We start from the raw sequence: 19209 nt of genomic DNA, 5'->3' as shown, positions 1-19209 counted from the left end.
GTCATTGTGACGATAACAAAAGCATAGGGGGTGCAATCATTTATTGTCAACATGACGATAAGTGTCTAGGCTGGCTGCATGCCACATTCCCATCTCCATGCGGATCCCGCTCCCCACGCCCATCTGCATCCCGCACGCTTTCCGGTGACGGTCGACGTCGTTGCCCTCACCGTGGGTGGTGGGGAGCTTCGCGTGCTGCTCATCAACCGGCTGATTGAACCATTCAAGGGGGGTCTTGCCCTGCCGGGAGGGTTTGTGCTGCCGGGGGAAGGCCTGAGGGATGCCGCGGCGCGGGAGCTGGCTGAGGAAACAGGGGTGGCCCGGCTGCCGGGGCACCTGGAGCAGCTGCAAAGCTACGGGCCCGCGGGCAGGGACCCGCGCGGGGACGTGTTGACCGTGGCGCACCTGCTGCTGGCGCCGGACTTCCCCGTGCTGGCCGCCGGGAGCGATGCCGCCCATGCCGGCTGGCACCCCGTTTCCGACGTGCTGGACGGGGTGCTGGATGTGGCGTTTGACCATCGGCAGATCATTGCCGACGCCGTGGAACGGGCCCGGTCAAAACTGGAGTATTCGCCCCTCGGGGCTGCGTTTTGCGGTGAAGAATTCACCGTCGCCCAGTTGCGGGCGGTTTACGAGGCCGTGTGGGGCACCCGCCTGGACCCCCGCAACTTTCACCGCAAGGCCACAGGCACGCCGGGGTTCCTGGAGGACACCGGGGCCATGAGCGCGGGGGAGGCCGGGCGCCCGGCGGCCCTGTTCCGGCTTGCCCCGGAGTCCCGATTCGTTGCCGGCGAGCCGGTCCGGGCCGTGTTGAACCCGCCGCTTATGCGCCCGCGAGGCTAGGGCGGGCGCCGCGCCGGCCGTCGATCGAGAGGAACAGCAGTGCCAGCAGGATGGGGCCGTAGGTGAACAGTGCGGACCAGCCCAGTGCCTCGCCCAGGATGACGGAAACGCCCACCAGCAGCACCGGCTCCACATAGCCCAGCAGGCCGAACAGGGACAGCGGCAGCCACTTGCTCGCCAGCAGGTACAGCACCATGGCCACGCCGCCCAGGATCCCGATGGACCAGGCCGCCCAGATGCCGTCGGTGCCGCCGCCGGATCCGGGGCCGTGAGGGCCGGTGAGGATGAAGAACACGCCCGCGGGGAGCAGGAACAGGAGTTCGGCGGCGAAGGCCGGGAGGTTGTCGAAGCGGAAGCGGCGGCGCAGCACAAAGTACACGGGATAGCCCAGGCAGACCAGCAGGGTGGGCCAGTCCAGGCCGCCGGCCGAGAATGCCTGGTGGGCCACGCCCACGGCGGCCGCAGCCACAGCCCACTTGCGCAGCGGGCTGAGCTTGTCGGCAAAGAAGATCCGCCCCGCCAGCACCATTGTCAGCGGCAGCAGGAAGTAGCCGAAAGACACCGCCAGGGCCATGTTGTTGACCGGCGCCCACATGAACAGCCACAGCTGCACGCCCACAATCCCGGCCGCGAGCACCCCGGGCAGAAGGAGGGATGGCCGCCGTCGGACCCTCAGCAGGAGCGACCTCGACTCACGGCGGGCAGCAGGCATGAACGGCAGGATGCAGGCCAGCGTCAGCAGGGTCAGCACCACGCGCCAGCCGAAGATTTCCTCGGGCCCCCATGCCGGCAGCAGCCCCGCGATCAGGAAGATCACGGCGAAGAGGACGGCGCCGATGAGCATGACAGCCACTCCGCGGCCCGAGTGGGCATGTGCGGGGGGAGGAACGGAATTCATGGGGTGCCCCCCTTTCTCGAGAGCAGCAATCGGCCCGAAAAGTGACGGAGCGTTGCCGGAATCGGCCCGGAAGGTGATGGAGCTTTGGTGGAGCGGGAAAGTGGTGCAGGATGCGCCGAATGCGGGCATGAAAAGTGCCCCCGCCGGGGATCGAACCCGGATTTGCCCTTTAGGAGAGGGCCGTCTTATCCATTGGACTACAGAGGCGCGTCACCAAGCCTAACGGAATTGGCAACCAAGCAAAAAACGCGGCCGGGTCAGGCCTCCGCGGGCGGGGTTTTCTTCCTGCGCCCGAGGAACAGTGCCAGGCCAATGGCCAGCAGCGAGGCGATCAGCAGCATCCATGACGCCGTGACCAGTCCTGACGCCAGCGACACGGCGCCGGGGTCCAGCTTTTCGGCGCCCAGCATGTTGTCAACGGCGGCATTGGCCCACAGGGAGATGCCGGCAAATGCCAGCGGCAGCATCCACAGCGCCCAGCGAAGTGCCTTCTTCCCCACATTGGCGGCTATCAGCGTCAGCGCCGTGATGGCGAAGATCAGCGGGAACAGGGTTCCGGCCGTCTTGCCCACATAATTCAGCTGGCCCAGGGCGTCGGCGTCCATGGCGGCCCGCAGCGACTCCACGTACGGGACGTCAAAACCAAACACGATCGACTGCGGCATGGCCAGCCCGCCGGACAGGTCCGTCATCTGGTTCAGCGTCAGCAGGTGGAAGTACCAAAACAGGAACAGGCTCGCCACAGCCCCGGCAATCAGGATCAGGTTCGCGTTGCCCTGCGCCTTTTGCGGGCTGCGCTGCGTGCTCGTGTTGACGACGGGTGTGCTGGGCGGAGTTGCAGCGGCACCATGCTTGGCGGCACGCTGGGCGGGAGTTTTAGCCATGCCCCCATTATCGCCCAGATTAGGCTGGGGGCATGGCACACCCACCAGCACCAGCGCCCACCGACACCGAATTGGCGGCGACGCTCCTCCGCGAGGCCGGCGCCCTGGCCCGGTCCATCCGCGCAGAAGGCCGCACCGCACTCATGGCCGGCCGCCACGTCAAAAGCGGCATCTCGGACTTCGCCACCGCCGCAGACCTCGCCGCCGAGCAGGCCATCTTCAACGCTCTGCGCGCCGCCCGCCCCGACGACTCCATCCTCGGCGAAGAGGGAGCCGGGCACGTCGGCACCTCGGGCCGCTGCTGGGTCATCGACCCCGTCGACGGCACCTTCAACTTTGCCGCCGGATCCACCTACTGGTGCACGGCGCTCGCCCTCGTTTCGGCCGGATTGACCAAAGGAGGCACGACGGCGGAGCTGCCCGCCGACGCTGAGGTGCTTCTCGGCGCGGTGTACCAGCCGGAGGAGGACAAGCTGTGGCTGGGCGGCACCACCGAACAGGCGTCGCTGAACGGCCGGCTGCTGCCACCCCTGGCGCCTGCCGCCGTGGACACACTCGCGGCCGGCACCTACATCCACCCCGGTTGGCTCTCGCAGCCCCGCGCTGCCGGGCCGTGGCAGCGGGCCGCCGAACTGCCGGCCACGCTGCGCATGCTGGGCTCGGGATCCTGTGATTTGGCCCGCGTGGCGCAGGGCGAACTGGGCGTGTGGTTCCAGCACAGCGTGCCGTCCTGGGACTGGCTCCCCGGCAAGGGCATCGTTGAAGCGGCAGGCGGGGACACCGCCGTCGTGCGCGTCAACGGGCTGGACTGGTTTGTGGCAGGTGCCCGCGGGGCTGTGGCGCAGTTGGCCGGGGCCCTGGAATCGGGTGCCCTGGGCTGAGCCTTGGGCAAACCCGGACCCCGTGGGCAGCAGTCAGGGGAATGTCAGCGGGTCGAACTACACTGGATGCACCATGGATATGTTGTTTGACCCTTACCCCCAGAAACCCAAGCCAACGCTCAGCGCAGGCGCCGGATTGCCGCCGTGGCAGCCCTTTGAGCAGGAGGATCCCGGCGAGGACGTGCCCGAGCACGTCTCCGGCGGGCCGGCCTTTGGGATGGAGATGGGCAACGGGGCCGGCCCGTCATTCGGCGGGGCCGGCAGTGCCCCTGGCGGCCGCTGGCCGGATCCAGACACTCTGCTGCAGGGCATGAACCCGCAGCAGGAGGCAGCCGTGGTCCACACGGGCGGGCCGCTGCTGATCGTGGCCGGGGCCGGATCCGGAAAGACGCGTGTCCTAAGCCACCGGATCGCCTACCTGCTGGCCACCGGTCAGGCCCACCCGGGCCAGATCCTCGCCATCACCTTCACCAACAAGGCCGCGGCGGAGATGCGCGAACGCATCGAGGCGTTGATCGGCGACGCCGCCAAGAGCATGTGGATTTCCACCTTCCACTCCTCGTGCGTGCGGATCCTGCGGCGCGAGGCGAAGGTCATCGGGCTCAATTCCAACTTCTCTATTTACGATTCCGCGGACTCGCTGCGCCTGATCACGCTGGTGGCCAAGGGCCTGGACCTGGACCCCAAGAAGTTCACTCCCAAGTCCATCATGCACAAGATCTCCTCGCTGAAGAATGAGCTCATCGACGACGATGAGAATTCCATGAACACCAACTTCAACGACCCCTTCGCCGCCGCCGTGGCCGAGGTATACAAGGGGTACACGCAGCGGCTGCGCCAGGCCAATGCCATGGACTTTGACGACCTCATCGCCCAGACCGTGTACATGTTCCGGGCCTTCCCGGGCGTGGCCGACTACTACCGCCGTCGCTTCCGCCACGTCCTGGTGGACGAGTACCAGGACACCAACCACGCCCAGTACGCGCTGGTGAAGGAAATTGTGGGGGTTGAGGAACAGGACGGCGTTCAGCCGGCCCAGCTGACAGTTGTGGGCGACTCCGACCAGTCCATTTATGCGTTCCGCGGTGCCGACATCCGCAACATCGTGGAGTTCGAGGAGGACTACCCCAGCGCCGAGACCATCAAGCTGGAACAGAACTACCGCTCCACGCAAAACATCCTCAGCGCCGCCAACGCCGTCATCTCCCGCAACCCCAACCGCCGCGAAAAGCGGTTGTGGACGGCCGAGGGCGACGGCGAAAAGATCATCGGCTACGTGGCCGAGTCCGAACACGACGAGGCCAGCTTCATCGCCAAGGAGATCGACCGGCTGCAGGACGAAAGCGACATCCGCCCCGGCGACGTCGCCATTTTCTACCGCACCAACGCCCAGTCGCGCGCCATCGAGGACATCCTGGTCCGCGTGGGCCTGCCCTACCGCGTGGTGGGCGGCACCCGCTTCTACGAGCGCAAGGAAATCAAGGACGCCCTCGCCTACCTGCGCGCCCTGGTCAACCCGGACGACGACGTGAACCTGCGGCGGATCCTGAACGAACCCAAGCGTGGCATCGGCGACCGTGCCGAAGGTGCCGTCGCGGCCCTGGCCGAGCGGGAACGGATCTCCTTCTCCGCCGCCCTGGCCCGCGCCGACGAGGCCCCGGGGATCGCCTCCCGTTCGCTCAATGCCGTCAACACCTTTGCCAAGATGATGGGCGACCTCGCCGAGATTGCCGCATCGTCCAGCCCCGCGACCGCACTGGAAGCCGTGCTGGAGCAGTCCGGCTACCTCGAGGCGCTGCGTACCTCGACGGACCCACAGGATGAGTCGCGCGTGGAAAACCTGGCGGAACTGGTCGCCGTCGTGCGCGAATTTGGGCAGGAAAACCCGGAAGGGACGCTGGGGGAATTCCTGGAACAAGTCTCGCTCGTGGCCGACGCCGACCAGATTCCGGATGCGCCGGGCGGCTCGGAGGCCGAGGCCGCCGCGGCGGTCGAGGAGGCAAAGCGCCTGGGCGTGGTGACGCTCATGACGCTGCACACGGCCAAGGGGCTGGAGTTCCCGGCCGTGTTCCTCACCGGCATGGAGCAGGGCCTGTTCCCGCATTCACGCTCCGCAACCGACCCCAAGGAACTGGCGGAGGAACGGCGCCTGGCCTATGTGGGGCTGACGCGTGCGCGCGAGCGGCTATACATCACCCGTTCCGAGGTGCGCAGCATGTGGGGGCAGAGCCAGTACAACCCGGCCAGCCAGTTCATCGACGAGGTCCCGGAGGAACTCATCGAGTGGAAGCGCGAAGGCACCGCCCGCATGGCACCGCCGGCCGGCGGTTTTGGCACCAGCCGCTACTCGGGATCCTCCTGGGGTGCCGGGACTGCAGTGGGCGGGCGCGATTCCGGCGTGCTGCCGCCCAGCATTTCCACGCGCAACACGGCCGGGAGGGTGCAGCCGCAGAAGGAGGTCGTCTCCGTCAGCGTGGGCGACCGGGTCAACCACACCATGTTCGGCTCGGGCACCGTGCTGGAAGTGACCGGTGCCGGGGACAAGTCCGTGGCCAAGGTGAAGTTTGAAATCGGCGAGAAGCGGCTGCTGCTGCGCTACGCGCCGCTGGTGAAAGAAGAATAACGGTCAAAAATACGTAGAAAATACTTACGACTTTTACCTGGCTTCCGGATAGTCTGGACGATACGTATCCAATTCACTGGGGGATGTCATGGTTTCACGCCTTCGCGCCATATTTGTCATGGGCCTCTTGCTGGCTCTCGTGCTCAGCCTGGCCTCCGTGGGGGCGGTGCTGCCCCGCGCGCAGGCGGCCACTGATATCACAGTGTCGATCACCTCGGCATCCCCCACGGCGCTGCGCCTGAACCCAGGCACGTGCACGCCGTCAGGAACCATGGCCCACTACACCGTGGTGAAAATCCCCTTCGACTATAGCGGCGGCACCGGCCAGGTGGACTTCTCGCTGAACATTGAGAGCTCCGCCACCACCACGGCCATGATCTATCAGGGAGCCTTCCTGCCGGACAACCCCGGGGTCAACTGCTACATCACCGGGTGGAACCAACCCGGCGGTGCAGCCAAGAACACCACGTTTGGCTACTCTAATGCCGGTGTGGTGGGGCTGCCTGTGACGCCCTGGTACCTGGTTTTGGCAAGCGACGCCCCGGGTGACGGCGTCGCGGCCGGCGTATCCATCACCTCCAGCCAGGGCACAGTTGCGCTGGAGCCGGTGCCGGCGGCACCGGCTCCACTGAGCATGACCACCCAGAATCTGCCCGACGGCACCGTGGGGACCGCCTACAGCGGCACGGTGGCAGTCACCGGCGGCACCCCGCCCTACACCTTCGACATGTTGGCTGGCCCCCTGCCCCCGGGGCTGTCCCTCAATACGTCAACCGGCGTCATCTCCGGCACACCCACCCAGGCAGGCACGTCCGGCTTTGGCATCCAGGTGGCAGACAGCGCCGGCGCAACAGCCGCGTCACCGATCTACTCGGTGGTATTCGCCGCGCCCTCCGTGGGCATTGCCCCGAGCACGTTGCCGCTGATGCGGGCCGGAACGCCCTATTCCGTGCAAATAACCGGCCGCGGCGGCACCGCACCCTACTCCTTCTCATCGCCGGGCTTGCCGCCCGGACTGACGCTGACCTCTGCCGGGCTGCTTGAAGGAACGCCCACCACCCCCGGCCCATATAACATCGACATCACGGCCACGGATTCCAGCACCGGCCAGAGCGCCCCGTTCAGCAGCGCGCGGTACTACTCCGGAACCATCGGCGACGCGCCCTCGCTGACCATCTCCCTGGCTTCGCTGCCGGCCGGCACCGCCTATGTGGACTACCAGCAGGCACTGTTTGCGTCCGGGGGCACGGCGCCCTACACGTACTCCCTCCCATCCGGCACACTTCCGGCCGGCATGACGCTGTCCTCCGACGGCGTCCTATCAGGTACACCCACGGAGGCGGGCACCTTCCCCATCACTGTCATGGCACAGGACAGCAGCCCGACCGTGCAACGCACAGGCGCTGCCAATTACGTCCTTTCCATAGCCCCGCCCGCCATTGTTCTCACCACGCCCTCGCTGCCTGACGCCACCGCCGGCGTGGGCTACACGAGCCAGCTGGCGGCAAGCGGCGGCGCGGCGCCCCATACCTTCGCGGTTTCCATAGGCAGCCTGCCCGCCGGGCTCCAGCTCAGCACCGGCGGTATGATCTCCGGAACCCCGACGGCCCACGGCTCTTCCACGTTCACCGTCACGGCCACCGACACCAACGGCTTTACCGGTGCGAAGGAATTCACGCTCCGGACCGTGCCTGTTCCGCTCACCATCCTGCCGGCCACCCTGCCGGTGCCCACCGCGGGCGCGGCCTACACAGGGCAGCTGAACGCCGCCGGCGGAATTCCTGCCTACACCTGGTCGGTCTCCGCAGGATCCCTGCCAACGGGGCTCGAACTTAATTCCGCCACGGGAGCGCTGTCCGGAACCCCGACGGCGGTCGGCAGCTACACGTTCACGGCCACCGTCAACGACGCCGGAGACGAACCCTTCCAGGGCATGGCCAGCCAGAAATACACCGTGGCGGTCCCGTCTGTTCCACTGGAACTAAGCGGCACCCTGCCACAGGCCCACCAGGGCGAAGCCTATACCGGCGCCCTGACGGGATCCGGCAGCACCGGCCCCTACACCTTTGCCTTGCAGCCCGCTGCCACCATGCCCGCCGGGCTGTCGCTTGACGGCGACGGCCTGATCACCGGAACCCCGGAAGCAGCTGCCACCTTCGACCTCCTGCTGACCCTGAACGACGCCTACGGCTCATCCAGCAATGTCACCGGGCACCTGACCGTGGCGCCCAGCATCGGCATTTCCCCAATCGCACTTCCGGACGGCATTGCCGGTGCCGCGTATGAGCAGCAGCTGAGCGCCGACGGCGGGACCGCACCATATACATATGCCGTCACCGCCGGGACCCTTCCAGGCGGCGTGGAACTCTCCGCCGACGGCCTGCTGACCGGAACGCCAACCGTCCACGGCAGCTCGGCCTTCACCGTCACGGCAAGCGACGCAGACGGCTTCCCCGGAACCACGAGCTACACGCTGCTTGTGGCGCCGGCGCCATTGGTTCTTGGCCCGGTTGAACTTCCCGTCCCCACCGCCGGAACACCGTATTCGGCGCAACTGGCCGCCGCCGGCGGTGTTGCTCCCTATGCATGGAGTGTGCCGGCAGACAAACTGCCGCCGGGCCTGTCCCTTGACACGGCCAGCGGCCTGATCTCCGGAACACCGACAGCCGTCGGCAGGTACACGTTCACGGTTGGTGTGGCTGACTCCGCTGTCGATGCGTTCCACGGAACAGCCAGCCAGGAATACACCCTGGTGGTGCCGGCGGTTCCGCTCGAGCTGGGCGGCACGCTGCCGCAGGCCCATGTTGGCGACGCCTACACCGGTGCGCTGGCCGGATCCGGCGGCACCGGGCCCTACATCTTTGCCTTGCAGTCCGGCGCCACGTTGCCCACCGGGCTGTCGCTCGACGGCAACGGCTTGATCACGGGCACCCCGGACGAGGCCGGCACCTTTGACCTCCTGCTGACCGTGACCGACGCCTACGGCTCCTCCAGCAACGTCACAGGACAGCTCACCGTGGCGCCCAACATCGGCATCGCCCCGGCAGCCATTCCTGACGCCACCGTTGCCGCAGCCTATGAGCAGCAGCTGAGCGCCGACGGCGGGACCGCACCGTATACATTTGCCGTCACCTCCGGGACCCTTCCGGACGGCATGGAACTCTCCGCCGACGGCCTGCTGACCGGAACGCCAACCGTCCACGGCAGCTCCACCTTCACCGTCACGGCAAGCGATGCGGACGGCTTCCCCGGAACCACGAGCTACACGCTGCTTGTGGCGCCCGCGCCACTGGTTCTCGGTCCGGTTGAACTTCCCGTCCCCACCGCCGGAACACCGTATTCGGCGCAACTGACTCCGGCCGGTGGTGTCGGGCCGTTCAGCTTCGCAGTCACGGCCGGTCAGTTGCCCACCGGGCTCACCCTTGACGGCGGCACCGGCGTGATTTCCGGAACCCCGACGGCGGTGGGCAGCGTCAGCTTCACACTCACCACCAGCGACGCCGGGGTCGGCGTTTTTGGTCCCACCGGTCCCACCGGGCCTGCCCTGTTCCGGGCTGCCGGGGCTGCCCCAGCCCCTGACCTGTTCGCGGCAGTGGAACCTGTCACGGCCAGCCAGAGCTACACGGTCGACGTCCAGTCGGCGGTGCTGTCGTTTGACGGCGGGCTGCCCGGAGGGCAGGTGGGCAAGGCCTACTCCTCGCAGCTCGAGGCCAGCGGCGGCACCGGCCCCTACACCTTCAGCCTCGCGGCGGGTTCAGAATTGCCGCGGGGACTTTCGCTCAGCTCCAGCGGGCTGTTGACCGGAACTCCGGAAACCGACGGCAGTGCCAGCTTTGACGTCTCCGTGACCGACGCACAGGGATCCAGGGCCACGACGTCGCTGAACCTGGTGGTCGCCCCGGCTGCCCCGGCCCCGACGGAAACGCCGACGGAATCACCGGCCCCGACGGAAACCCCGACGGAATCGCCGGCCCCGACAGAAACCCCCACGGAATCACCGGCCCCGACGCAAACCCCCACGGAGACGGTAACGTCCTCCCCGACGCAAACGGCAAGTTCGGTGCCGGCCACCACGGCAACAACCAGTCCAGCCGCCAAGGCAGGGCTGCCCCGGACGGGCGCAGTCGGCACCATGTGGCTGCTGGGGCTCGGAGGCATCGCCGTCCTGGGAGGTCTCGTGGTCCTGTCAGTTGCCCGGCGCCGCGCCAACCACTGACATAGGTCCGGTACCGCACCGAGCCTGGGGCATGCGCCGAGTTCAAGGACTGGGCGGCGCATGTCCGTGGCAATCTCAGGCCGACCGTGGGCATGCGCATTTCCCATACCGTGGGTGGCGCATGTCCACGGTCGACTTTGCGCATGCGCCTGCGAAGGATGCTAACTTGCGCCACTCGAACAGATGCGCATCGCTGGCACCCGGTGAAGCGCATATGCAAGGTCGCGGGCTTCCGCGGGTGGGCGGCGGCGTGCCGGCATGCGCCAGGCTGCCGGGGTGCGCATGGGGCGAGGCCCCACCCAAGGCGTGCCGAAAATGCAAGGAAGGTCACGCCGTCGTGCGCCTAAAGGGGCAGAGTGTGAGGCGAATAACCGGTTGTGACTGTGGTGCAATGGCCAAATATGTGCTTTAGCTGTGAGACGGTAATGTGTGGAAGGGGTCAACGCCCCTCAAGATCACTACTTCGACGTAGAAGGACACAAACCCGTGGACCTGTTTGAATACCAGGCGCGCGACATGTTTGAGGCTCACGGCGTTCCCGTGTTGGCCGGCATCGTGGCGCACACCCCTGAAGAAGCAAAGGCAGCAGCCGAGAAGATTGGCGGCGTCACCGTCGTCAAGGCTCAGGTAAAGGTCGGTGGCCGCGGCAAGGCCGGCGGCGTCAAGGTAGCCAAGAACGCTGACGAAGCGTTCCAGTACGCCTCCGACATCCTGGGCATGGACATCAAGGGCCACACCGTCAACACGGTCATGATCGCCCAGGGTGCCGACATCGCCGAGGAGTTCTACTTCTCCGTGCTGCTGGACCGCGCAAACCGCAACTACCTGGCCATGTGCTCGGTTGAAGGCGGCATGGAAATTGAAGAGCTGGCCGTTGAGCGCCCCGAGGCCCTGGCACGCATCGCCGTTGACCCGGCCGTTGGCATCGACGCAGCCAAGGCAGACGAAATCGTCGCCGCTGCAGGCTTCAGCGCCGAGCTGGCCCCGAAGGTCGCTGCAACCATCATCAAGCTGTGGGACGTCTTCAAGAAGGAAGACGCAACCCTGGTTGAGGTCAACCCGCTGGTCCGCACCGGCGCCGGCGACATTGTCGCCCTGGACGGCAAGGTCTCCATCGATGAGAACGCCGACTTCCGCAACCCGCACCACGCCGCGTTGGAAGACGCCGCTGCTGCCGACCCGCTGGAAGCCAAGGCCAAGGCTGCTGACCTGAACTACGTCAAGCTCGACGGCGAAGTCGGTGTCATCGGCAACGGTGCCGGCCTGGTCATGTCCACGCTGGATGTTGTTGCCTACGCAGGCGAAAACCATGGCGGCGTCAAGCCCGCCAACTTCCTGGACATTGGCGGTGGAGCATCCGCCGAGGTCATGGCCGCCGGCCTGGACGTCATCCTCAACGACCCCCAGGTCAAGAGCGTGTTCGTGAACGTCTTCGGCGGCATCACCGCCTGTGACGCTGTTGCCAAGGGCATCGTTGGCGCACTGGCCGAGCTCGGCTCAGCCGCCAACAAGCCGCTGGTTGTCCGCCTGGACGGCAACAATGTTGAAGAAGGCCGCCGCATTCTCAACGACGCCAACCACCCGTTGGTCACCCTGGCCGCCACGATGGACGAGGGCGCCGACAAGGCTGCCGAACTCGCCCACGCTGCAAAGTAGAGGTTTAGAAACTTATGTCTATCTTCTTGAACAAAGATTCCAAGGTCATCGTTCAGGGCATCACCGGCGGCGAAGGCACCAAGCACACCGCCCTCATGCTCAAGGCCGGCACCCAGGTTGTCGGCGGCGTGAACGCACGCAAGGCCGGCACCACGGTTGTCCACGGCGATGTTGAGCTGCCCGTCTACGGCACCGTTGCACAGGCTGTTGCCGAGACGGGCGCAGACGTCTCCATCGTCTTCGTCCCCCCGGCATTCACCAAGGACGCAGTGGTTGAGGCCATTGAGGCCGAGGTTCCGCTGGTTGTTGTCATCACCGAAGGCGTGCCGGTTCAGGACTCCGCTGGGTTCTGGGCACTGGCACAGTCCAAGGTTGACGCAGACGGCAAGCAGGTCACCCGCATCATCGGCCCGAACTGCCCCGGCATCATCACCCCCGGCGAAGCACTGGTTGGCATCACCCCCGCCAACATCACGCAGAAGGGCCCGATCGGCCTCGTCTCCAAGTCAGGCACCCTGACGTACCAGATGATGTACGAACTGCGCGACCTGGGCTTCTCCACCGCGATCGGCATCGGCGGCGACCCTGTCATCGGCACCACCCACATCGACGCCCTGGCTGCGTTCGAGGCGGACCCCGAGACCAAGGCCATCGTCATGATCGGTGAAATTGGCGGCGACGCTGAAGAGCGCGCAGCCGAGTACATCAAGGCCAACGTCACCAAGCCGGTTGTTGGCTACGTTGCAGGCTTCACCGCTCCCGAGGGCAAGACCATGGGCCACGCCGGCGCCATCGTCTCCGGCTCCGCGGGCACGGCCCAGGCCAAGAAGGAAGCCCTCGAGGCTGCAGGCGTGAAGGTCGGCAAGACGCCGTCCGAGACTGCAACACTGCTGCGCGAAGTTTACGCAGCACTGTAAGTTCTTCTCGCTTCAGGCGCGGCCGCTCCACTGGTTTTCCGGTGGGCGGCCGCGCTTTTTGTTTCCCCGCGGCTTGAAAAGTACGACGGCGGCAGTCGCCTTGCGCCGTTTGCCTTCCTGCCACTGTGCTTGGCTGAGTTCGCCAGCCGGGCTCAGCTGAGCCGGGCGAGTGCTTCCAGCCCCCGGGGAACTGCTGCACTGAGCCGGGCGAGGACCTCTTGCAGCTGTGGGCTGCGTTCCTGCTCCGGCGGCAGGGCAGCCGGGTTGAGGGCAACGCCGTCGGCCCACTGCCTGATGTCGGGTTCCGCGTTGAATGACATGGCCGCCCGCGTGCCGAGCAGGTTCATAAGGGCCCAGCCGGCAAGGTCGTTCGGGTACGGAGTTGCCGGGCACAGCCGGTTCTTTTCCCCGTCGCCGCCCCGGGTGGCCTCCACATACCCCGCCAGGGCGGCCCCAAAGCAGGGGAACCCGGCCCGGATCGGCTGAAGCGTGATTTCCTGGCTTCCCCAAATGGGGATGGTGGGCGGGTTCCTCAGGCCGGACGCGGCGCAGTGGACAATGACGGCGTCCCTGGCAATCCTCGCGGTCCCGTCCTCAAGCGTCATGCGGCCAGGGTCCACCCGGCGGACATGGCCCAGCCTCACCACGTGCTCGATGCTGCGCAGCTGCTCGAGCTCCCACATGGCCAGGGTGGGTGCCTTAGCCATGGTGGGCATGAGCGAACGGTCGATGCGAATCATGATGCCGGCATCCTCCAGAGCAAGAAAAAGCTCTTCAGGCGACGTTGACGATGCAGCGCATTCCATGACGTCGGCGGCCATTCCGAGAAATATTGCGGGATCGGGCTGGACCCTTGCCCGGTTGAGCATCCAGGGTTCGCGCGGCCTGACCCAGCAGATGCTTCCGGGGTCGACGCCGTTGGCCAGGAGCCAAATGCAGGCATCGGTGGCTGTCTTGCCCGAACCAACAATCACATATTGGCCCGGGGCTTCTTCCATGCGTGCCAGGCCGTTGACCGGAATGACCTGCGCGCCGGCTGCGACCTTGAATGGTGGAGGGGTGTCTGCGGGAATGGTGGGGGAGAGGTACCTGGCATCGACAATCCGGCACTCCCGGGGAACCTCAAAATGTTCCCCGGAAATGCGGGAGGCAAAACGCCTGTTGGCGATGTATTCGCAACCGCCGAAGAATTCCACCCGTCCGGATGCCAGCATGTGGTTGCCAAGGACGTGGCTGTAGTAGGCGCAGATCTCGGTGACATCCGCCCGCTCGTGCAGTTTTGCCTCGGGACCGTGCTGCTGCGTCCGGCCTCCGCCCAGCAGGGTCGAGGCGACCCCGTAGAAGGATGATGCCTGATGGAGTCGGACGAAGGGGTAGTCGTCAAGCCAATGTCCACCGGCCCATTGCCGGCGGTCCACCATGGCTACGCGGGCCGTGGAGTGGTCAATCAGTGCATCGGTGAACGCCATGCCCGCGGCGCCGGCCCCGACCACGAGGTAGTCCGCCTGCACTCCGCGCGTCATGCACCAATCCAAGCACCGGGAGGTCGCGCAGGCAATGGGCTGCGGCGAACCGGGTCAGCCGGCAGCCGCTTTGGCGTGAAGCTGGGGGAGTGCTTCCACGAGCGGGGCCAGCTCCGGCAGCGCTGCGGCCTCGGCCAGCGCACACTCGAGCGCCTCGTCGTGGACCGGCCGTGCCGCCGCCAGCAGTTCCGAGCCCGCCGCCGTCAGCTCAGTGTAGATGCCGCGGCGGTCGTCGGCGCACAGGATCCGCGTGAGCAGGCCGCGGTCTTCAAGGCGGGTCACCAGGCGCGTGGTGGCGCTGGGGCTCAGGGCCGTGGCCCGGCCCAGCTGTTGCATGCGCATGTGCCAGCCATCCTGGCGGGCCAGGGCGTCCAGCACCGTGTACTCAACCACCGACAGCTTCGCAGCGCCCTGCAGTGCCTTCTCCATGCTGGATTCAATCAGGCCGTGCAGCGCCGCAAGGGTCCGCCAGCCCTGGGCGCGGATTTCAACGGCGTCGTCCCTGATGCCCATGGTCGGTTCCCTTCGTGAAAAACATGCGGTGCAGCACAAGCATAGATAGTTGCTTGCGCTGGATAGTTGCGTGTGCAATGATTTACCCAGCGTCTGCAACTAATAGTTTACGCCATGCGCGTCCAAACAAGCTTTCTTGGGAGAATCATGCCACTTGGCCTCATAGCCCTCGCCGTCGGCGGCTTCGGAATCGGACTCACCGAGTTCGTCATCATGGGACTGCTCCCGGAAATTGCCGCCGACTTCAAAGTCAGCGAAGCCACGGCAGGCTGGCTTATCTCCGGCTACGCACTGGCCGTTGTGGTCGGCGCCCTGCTGCTGACGGCCGCCGTCACCCGCCTTCCGCGTAAACCGGTTCTGGCCGGGCTCATGGTCCTGTTCATCGCCGGCAACATGATGTCCGCCATGGCGCCCGACTACACCTCCATGATGGCCGGGCGCGTCATCGCCGCCCTGTGCCACGGCGCCTTCTTCGGCATTGGCGCGGTGGTCGCCGCCGACATGGTGGCCCCCAGCAAGAAGGCCGGCGCCATCGCCATCATGTTCACCGGACTCACCGCGGCAAACGTCCTCGGCGTCCCCTTCGGCACCCTCCTCGGCCAGCAGGCCGGCTGGCGTTCCACGTTCTGGGCCATCACGGCCATCGGCATCATCGCCCTGATCGGCATCCTGGCACTCGTCCCCAACATTGCCCACGAACGCAGCGCAGGCCTGCGCGGGGAACTGCGCGCGTTCAAATCCCGCCAGGTCTGGCTCTCCATCACCGTCACCGTGCTGGGTTACGGCGGCATGTTCGGCGCGTTCACCTACATCGCCTTCACCCTGACCAGCGTCTCCGGCTTCGCGGCCACCACCGTGCCGTGGCTGCTCATCCTCTTCGGCGTGGGCCTGTTCATTGGCAACACCCTCGGCGGAAAAGCTGCGGACAGGAACGTCGACAAGACGCTCCTCGTGGTCCTCTCCATCCTCGCCGTCATCCTGGTCGTCTTCGCACTGACCGCCTCCAGCCAATTCATGGCCATTGCCTCCCTCGTCCTCATGGGAGGGTTCGGCTTTGCCACCGTGCCCGGCCTGCAGATGCGTGTCATGACATGGGCGACAGCGGCGCCCACCCTCGCGTCCGGCGCCAACATCGGTGCCTTCAACCTGGGCAACGCCCTTGGCGCCTGGCTGGGCGGGGTCACCATCACCGCCGGACTTGGCTACACCTCGCCCATCTGGGCCGGCGCCGGGCTGACGGTCCTCGCGGTGGCGGTGATGGCGTTCGCCGCAGCCGACGGGCGCAAACTGACGGCCAAGGCACACAAGGTGCCTGCCGCCGTCGGACATCCAGCCCTTCCCGGGCGGCCCGCCGGCCGTGCTGCGCAACCCGCACACCGCTAGCCCACGATCTTCAATACATTCCCTTTAAACTTTCCCCACAATTTGCACCAACAACTACAGGAGAACCCCATGAAATCGATCCCCTCCATCACGCTCAACAACGGTGTCGCCATGCCGCAGATCGGCTTTGGCGTGTTCCAGGTGCCCAACGATGAAACGGAGCAGGCCGTCACTGCAGCGCTGGCGGCCGGGTACCGCAGCATCGACACCGCCGCGATTTACGGCAACGAGGAAGGTGTGGGGCGCGCCATTGCCGCCTCGGGCCTTCCGAGGGAGGAGCTGTTCATCACCTCCAAGGTGTGGATCTCCGACCTTAGCCGCGGGGAAACCCTGGCCGCCTACGACGCCAGCCTGGCCAAGTTGGGCCTGGACTACCTTGACCTCTACCTGATCCACTGGCCTGCACCGGCCACCGATGCCTATGTGGCGGCGTGGCAGGCGTTGGAGGAATTGCTGGCCGCCGGACGTGTGCGGGCCATCGGCGTTTCCAACTTCCTGCCGGAACACCTGGAGAAGGTCATTGCGCTCGGCGGCACCGTGCCCGCCGTGAACCAGGTCGAGGTCCATCCGGCCCTGCAGCAGCGCGGCATTTCCGGGTTCGGGGCCGCCCACGGCATCGCCACCGAGGCGTGGAGCCCGCTGGCCCAGGGAACCGTGCTGTCGGATCCCGCCGTGGCAGCTGCCGCGGCAGCCCATGGGCGCACGCCCGCCCAGGTCGTGCTGCGCTGGCACCTGCAGCAGGGCCGCATCATCATTCCGAAGTCCGTCACCCCGGCCCGGATGGCAGAGAATGTGGGCATCCTGGACTTTGAGCTCAGCCCCCAGGAGCTTGCTGCCATTGACGCCTTGGAGTGCGACGGCCGGATTGGGCCCCACCCGGCCGATTTCAACGGCTGACCTGGAGCGTTCCGGCCATTGAGGCGATGGCCGGCACGCAAGAATGCCGCCGTTTGACACAAATGCCACAGCTCAAGCCTTGGCAATTGCGTCAAACGGCGGCATTCTCCGCCCGTGCGGTGAGCGGAATTCATGTCCGAGGCCGGCCAAATCATGAACTCATACGCACCAGCCGACCCTACTGGTGCGTAGAGGCACCTTGCCGCACAAGTGGCGGCGAGTGGTGCGCCTGTGTTCAGGGTCGGGGATGTTCCCGCCCCGGGCTTCACGATCCGGCGGGCTGCGCCTGGGGCCCTGCCCTGGCGGGTTATGCCCCGGGCGCCACCATTGGCAGGTCTTCGGCTTCCCAGCCGCTCATGCCGCCAATGAGGGTGTCGGCGTTGTAGCCGAGTTCGGTCAGGGCTGCGGCCACCCGCCCGCTGCGCCCGCCGCCGTGGCAGACGGCGATGATGCGCCGGGACTTGTCCAGCTCGCCGGAACGCTCCAGGATCTCGCCCGACGGAATATGGACTGCATCCTCAATCATGCCGGTTGCAAGCTCGCCGGATTCACGGACGTCGATGATCTGGACGTCGGGGTCGGCTGCCAAAATGTCGGCTGTGGTGACTTCCTGCATGGGTGCTCCTCAAGGTGGGCTGATGCGCGGTGCCGGGTTCCGGCGTCGTGCATGGAATGACTGCATCCAGCCTATGCCCGATTCCCCGGCCCCTCGGCCGGTAGCGCCCACCGCCCTCCCCGGACTCGCCAGCTCGCCCGGGGCCCCTCGGCCGGTAGGCTTGGCTGTGTGAATGCACCTTTGACACCCCGGCCCCGCGACGTTGAGATCGACCAGCTGGACCGCCTCGATGAGCTCGTGGCCGGCGGCGCGAAGTCCATGCACGGCTGGCATTTCCAGTCCGTGGACCTGCGGGGGCGATCCGAAGTGCTGGTCTCGCTGCACGCGCCCGGCGCCATCTTCATGGGCTGCCGCTTCGCCACCGGCGTGGAGGACCTCCTGCGCAGCCGCGGCGCACTCATTTTCCCGGCCCTTCCGCATGTGCCGTTCAACGCCTATCGCGGCCGCCTGTACAGCGGCGCCGAGCTCTTCGACGGCATTCGCGGCGGCGAATACGAGCGCGTGCCGGATGCCCGCATCTACCAGTGGAGCCTGCAGACCGGGCCCGCGCTGCACTCCACGCTCGCCAGCGCAATCCACGACCACGCCATCACCGACGCCCTCGACGAATTCCTCTCCCGCCGCCAGGCTCCGGTGGTCGGCGTCATGGGCGGGCATGCCGCAGCGCGCGGCAGCGAGCAGTTCGCGCAGGCCGCCCGGCTGGGACGGGCGCTGACCCGGGCCGGCTTTTTCGTAGCAACCGGCGGCGGGCCCGGCGCCATGGAGGCCGCCAACCTGGGTGCATACCTTTCCGCGTACGACGCCGGAACGCTGGACCGCGCCCTGCTCACCTTGGCTGCCGTCCCCAGCTTCCGCCCCTCGGTCACCGAGTGGGCCCGCGCGGCCTTCGACGTTGTGGATGCGCATCCCGACGGTGCGGCAAGCCTGGGCATTCCAACCTGGTTCTACGGCCACGAGCCGCCCAACGTGTTTGCCAGTTCCATTGCCAAGTACTTCACGAACGCCCTGCGGGAGGCGATCCTGCTGCAGCGTTCGCGGGGCGGGATCGTGTTCCTGCCCGGCGCGGCCGGAACTGTGCAGGAGGTTTTCCAGGACGCCTGCGAGAACTACTACGCTGCCGACGGTGCCATCTCACCCATGGTGCTGGTGGGCCGGAAGTACTGGGAGGTTGAAGTCCCCGTGATGCCGCTGCTGAAGACCCTGGCCCAGGGGCGCGCCATGGAAGATTTCGTTTTCATCGTGGACACGGTGGAAGAAGCCTGCGAGGTGCTCGGCAGCCACCACGGCTAAGTCGGCCTCCCGTGCGCTGACATCAGACGCCCTCGCAGCGATGGTGGGTTTTTCGGGGACCCCAGCGCA

General features: G+C 66.6%; 14 protein-coding genes and 1 tRNA gene. 9 read left to right on the top strand and 6 right to left on the bottom strand.

Translation table 11 applies throughout. From position 1 onward, the window contains the following. The first annotated feature begins 78 nt into the window (after positions 1-78). The gene (locus tag JOF48_RS03365) at positions 79-843 is read left to right on the top strand and encodes an NUDIX hydrolase (protein ID WP_209677288.1); all 765 of its coding nucleotides are present in this window, start codon (positions 79-81) and stop codon (positions 841-843) included. Here the strand turns inward: JOF48_RS03365 and rarD are convergent. From rarD to JOF48_RS03350, 3 genes are all read right to left on the bottom strand, one after another. Then, positions 824-1741 carry an EamA family transporter RarD gene (gene rarD, locus JOF48_RS03360; protein WP_209677287.1) on the bottom strand — a complete coding sequence of 306 codons (918 nt, stop codon included), beginning with the start codon at positions 1739-1741 and terminating at the stop codon, positions 824-826. The two genes, JOF48_RS03365 and rarD, sit on opposite strands and share 20 nt — an antisense overlap. A gap of 135 nt (positions 1742-1876) precedes the next feature. Then, positions 1877-1948: transfer RNA gene (locus JOF48_RS03355), tRNA-Arg, on the bottom strand. 50 nt (positions 1949-1998) lie between these two features. Beyond that, positions 1999-2625: a hypothetical protein gene (locus tag JOF48_RS03350; protein ID WP_209677285.1), complete on the bottom strand. Its 627-nt coding sequence runs from the start codon at positions 2623-2625 to the stop codon at positions 1999-2001. Positions 2626-2657: 32 nt separating this feature from the next. On the opposite strand from JOF48_RS03350, the gene JOF48_RS03345 reads away from it, so the two are divergent. The 5 genes from JOF48_RS03345 to sucD all read left to right on the top strand — a co-directional run bounded on the left by JOF48_RS03345 (position 2658) and on the right by sucD (position 12918). Continuing rightward, entirely contained in the window at positions 2658-3506 is an 849-nt protein-coding gene (locus tag JOF48_RS03345) for an inositol monophosphatase family protein (RefSeq protein ID WP_209677283.1), read from the top strand. A 73-nt stretch (positions 3507-3579) separates the two neighbouring features. Next, positions 3580-6129: a DNA helicase PcrA gene (gene pcrA / locus JOF48_RS03340; protein WP_245346385.1), complete on the top strand. Its 2550-nt coding sequence runs from the start codon at positions 3580-3582 to the stop codon at positions 6127-6129. A gap of 88 nt (positions 6130-6217) precedes the next feature. Beyond that, entirely contained in the window at positions 6218-10345 is a 4128-nt protein-coding gene (locus tag JOF48_RS03335) for a beta strand repeat-containing protein (RefSeq protein ID WP_209677281.1), read from the top strand. A 486-nt stretch (positions 10346-10831) separates the two neighbouring features. Then, positions 10832-12001, top strand: coding sequence for an ADP-forming succinate--CoA ligase subunit beta (gene sucC, locus JOF48_RS03330; protein WP_209677279.1), 1170 nt, complete (start codon positions 10832-10834; stop codon positions 11999-12001). Between the two features lie 14 nt (positions 12002-12015). Continuing rightward, complete coding sequence (gene sucD, locus JOF48_RS03325; protein ID WP_209677277.1) at positions 12016-12918, top strand: succinate--CoA ligase subunit alpha; 903 nt, start codon at positions 12016-12018, stop codon at positions 12916-12918. Between the two features lie 152 nt (positions 12919-13070). Here the strand turns inward: sucD and JOF48_RS03320 are convergent, their stop codons facing one another. Together JOF48_RS03320 and JOF48_RS03315 are read right to left on the bottom strand one after the other, a co-directional pair. Further along, complete coding sequence (locus tag JOF48_RS03320) at positions 13071-14441, bottom strand: pyridine nucleotide-disulfide oxidoreductase (protein ID WP_209677275.1); 1371 nt, start codon at positions 14439-14441, stop codon at positions 13071-13073. A gap of 54 nt (positions 14442-14495) precedes the next feature. Further along, complete coding sequence (locus tag JOF48_RS03315) at positions 14496-14954, bottom strand: MarR family winged helix-turn-helix transcriptional regulator (RefSeq protein ID WP_209677273.1); 459 nt, start codon at positions 14952-14954, stop codon at positions 14496-14498. 147 nt (positions 14955-15101) lie between these two features. On the opposite strand from JOF48_RS03315, the gene JOF48_RS03310 reads away from it, so the two are divergent. Both JOF48_RS03310 and JOF48_RS03305 read left to right on the top strand, forming a co-directional pair. Continuing rightward, a complete protein-coding gene (locus JOF48_RS03310) occupies positions 15102-16337 on the top strand; it encodes an MFS transporter (protein ID WP_209677271.1) in 1236 nt (411 codons plus the stop codon). 69 nt (positions 16338-16406) lie between these two features. Next, entirely contained in the window at positions 16407-17234 is an 828-nt protein-coding gene (locus tag JOF48_RS03305; protein ID WP_209677269.1) for an aldo/keto reductase, read from the top strand. Between the two features lie 307 nt (positions 17235-17541). Here JOF48_RS03305 and JOF48_RS03300 read toward each other — a convergent pair whose 3' ends face one another. Then, the gene (locus tag JOF48_RS03300; protein WP_209677267.1) at positions 17542-17850 is read right to left on the bottom strand and encodes a rhodanese-like domain-containing protein; all 309 of its coding nucleotides are present in this window, start codon (positions 17848-17850) and stop codon (positions 17542-17544) included. A 168-nt stretch (positions 17851-18018) separates the two neighbouring features. On the opposite strand from JOF48_RS03300, the gene JOF48_RS03295 reads away from it, so the two are divergent. Further along, positions 18019-19140: an LOG family protein gene (locus tag JOF48_RS03295; RefSeq protein ID WP_342591142.1), complete on the top strand. Its 1122-nt coding sequence runs from the start codon at positions 18019-18021 to the stop codon at positions 19138-19140. Positions 19141-19209: the final 69 nt, after the last annotated feature.

Source organism: Arthrobacter stackebrandtii, assembly GCF_017876675.1.
GTDB lineage: Bacteria > Actinomycetota > Actinomycetes > Actinomycetales > Micrococcaceae > Specibacter > Specibacter stackebrandtii.
This window is presented reverse-complemented; position numbering and strand designations above follow the sequence as displayed.